This is a genomic window from Streptomyces capoamus (assembly GCF_014654935.1).
Taxonomy (GTDB): domain Bacteria; phylum Actinomycetota; class Actinomycetes; order Streptomycetales; family Streptomycetaceae; genus Streptomyces; species Streptomyces capoamus.
Genome location: NZ_BNBF01000010.1, coordinates 154,749 through 157,156, shown reverse-complemented (window position 1 = coordinate 157,156; position 2,408 = coordinate 154,749). Strand labels below are relative to the sequence as shown.

Below are 2,408 nucleotides of genomic sequence, written 5' to 3'. Positions count from 1 at the left end.
TGCTGTGGGCCAGCGTGACGGTCCTGATGATCGTCCGGCCGGGCTCCACCACCGGCGCCTGACGGTGCCGTCGGGCGCTGGTGGCGGAGCGGCACCGTCGGTGCCGACGGACACCGCGCCCGTCACGGCCTGCTCGCCGCCGGCGGTGCCGTCGGACCGTGCCCCTGCGAACCCCGGGAACCCGGCCGCGCGCCCTTCGCCGCCGCCTTCGCCCGGCCCGCCACCGCCGTCAGCGGGCGGGCGACGTCCTCAAGGGAGCGGCGTTCGGCCTTGACCGCCAGGAACACGGCGACCAGACCGGCCGCGCACATCAGCGCCGCGCCGATGGAGAAGGCCAGCACCGTGTCGCCGACCCGGCCGGTGCCGGTGAGGTCGGCGAAGAGCAGGGGGCCGCTGATACCGCCGGCGGCGGTGCCGAGGGCGTAGAAGAAGGCGATGGACATCGCCCGCGTCTCCATCGGGAAGATCTCCGACACCGTCAGGTAGGCGCTGGAGGCGCCCGCCGAGGCGAAGAACAGCACCGCGCACCAGCAGGCCGTCAGGGTGGTCGCGCTCAGCGACCCGCGGTCGAACAGCCACGCCGTGCCGAACAGCAGCAGGCCCGAGAGCAGGTACGTGGACGAGATCATCACACGGCGCCCGACGGTGTCGAACAGCTTGCCCAGCAGCAGCGGGCCGCAGAAGTTGCCGACCGCGATCACCGCGAAGTAGTAGCCGGTGCGGTCGGCGGGCACGTCGTAGAACTTCGTCAGGATGGCGCCGAAGCCGAAGGTGATCGCGTTGTAGAGGAACGCCTGCCCGATGAAGAGGGAGAAGCCGAGCACCGCCCGCTTGCGGTACTGGCCGAAGACCGTACGGGCGATCTCCAGGAACGTCACGTTCTTGCGCTGCTGGATCTCCAGCTCGCCCTCCGGCTCGGGGAGCCGCTCGCCCCGCTGCTCCTCCACCCGGCGCTCGATGTCGGAGACGATCTCCTCCGCCTCCTGGTCCCTGCCGTGGATCAGCAGCCACCGGGGGCTCTCCGGGACGTGCCGTCGTACCAGCAGGATGACCAGGGCGAGCACGGTGCCCAGCGCGAAGGTCAGGCGCCAGCCGACGTTCGCGGCCAGCAGGTCGGTGTTCAGGGCGACGATCGACAGCAGCGAACCGCCGACCGCGCCGAGCCAGAAGCTGCCGTTGATGACCAGGTCGACCCGGCCGCGGTAGTTCGCCGGGATCAGCTCGTCGATCGCGGAGTTGATCGCCGCGTACTCACCGCCGATACCGAAACCGGTCAGGAAGCGGAACAGGAAGAACCACCAGGCCTCCCAGGACACCGCCGTCAGCGCCGTCGCCGCGAGGTACACCGCCAGGGTGATCATGAAGAGGTTCTTCCGGCCGAAACGGTCGGTCAGCCGCCCCCAGAACAGGGCACCCAGGCAGGCGCCCGCCACATAGAGGGCGGCGGCCACGCCGGTGACCTGCCCGGAGGAGATGGACAGGCCGCTGCCGGGCTCCGACAGCCGGCTGGCGATGTTGCCGACGACCGTGACCTCCAGGCCGTCGAGGATCCACACGGTGCCCAGACCGATCACGATCGTCCAGTGCCAGCGGGACCACGGCAGACGGTCGAGTCGGGCGGGGATGTTCGTGGTGATGGTCCGGCCGGTCTCCGGCGACGGCGCTTCGGCTGCTGCGCTCATGGGGCTCCCTCCACGTCGAGGCGGGATACCGGGTGCCCGCAGCGCACCGGAACACTCCGCTCAGGCCCCCAGCCCCCGCGACACCGCGTAGATCACCAAGCCCGCCAGGGAGCCCACCACCGTGCCGTTGATCCGAATGAACTGCAGGTCACGCCCGATGTGCGCCTCGATCTTCCGGGTGGTGTGCTCCGCGTCCCAGCCGGCCACCGTGTCCGTGATCAACGAGGTGATCTCCGCGCGGTACGTCGTCACGACGTGCACCGCCGCCCCCTCCACCCACGAGTCCACCTTGTTCTGCACCTTCGGCTCGGTCGCCATCCGCGAGCCCAGCGACAACAGCGCCGCCCGCACCCGCGTCCGCAGCTCACTGCGCTCGTCCTCGGCCGCCGTCACGATCATCGACCGTACGGCCGTCCACACCGACGCGATCAGGTCCTGCACCTCGCCACGCCCCAGCACCTCACCCTTGAGCCGCTCCACCCGCGCCCGGGTGTCCGTGTCGGACTGCAGATCGGAGGCGAAGTCGGTGAGGAAGCGGTCGAGCGCGCCACGCGCCGGATGCGAGGGCATGTCCCGCATCTCGGTGACGAACCGCAACAGCTCCTTGTAGACCCGCTCACCCACCTTCCGGTCCACGAACCGCGGCGTCCAGCCGGGCGCGCCGCCCTCCACCGCCACCATCACGTCGTCCCGGTGCAGCACCAGCCAGTCGTGCGCACGGGCCAC

The 2,408-nt window shown here is 70.8% G+C and carries 2 protein-coding genes; both read right to left on the bottom strand.

Going from position 1 to position 2,408, the window contains the following annotated elements:
• Positions 1–122: 122 nt before the first annotated feature.
• Positions 123–1,682, bottom strand: a complete 1,560-nt coding sequence (locus IE312_RS17950; RefSeq protein WP_189982955.1) for an MFS transporter — start codon at positions 1,680–1,682, stop codon at positions 123–125.
• Positions 1,683–1,742: 60 nt separating this feature from the next.
• Positions 1,743–2,408, bottom strand: a 666-nt coding sequence (locus tag IE312_RS40655) for a DUF445 domain-containing protein (protein ID WP_229900008.1), incomplete at its 5' end; no start/stop codon positions are given.

Coding starts and splice junctions, on each gene's coding strand:
- IE312_RS17950 (WP_189982955.1), bottom strand. CDS start 1,682: ATGAGCGCAGCAGCCGAAGCGCCGTCGCCGGAGACCGGCCGGACCATC.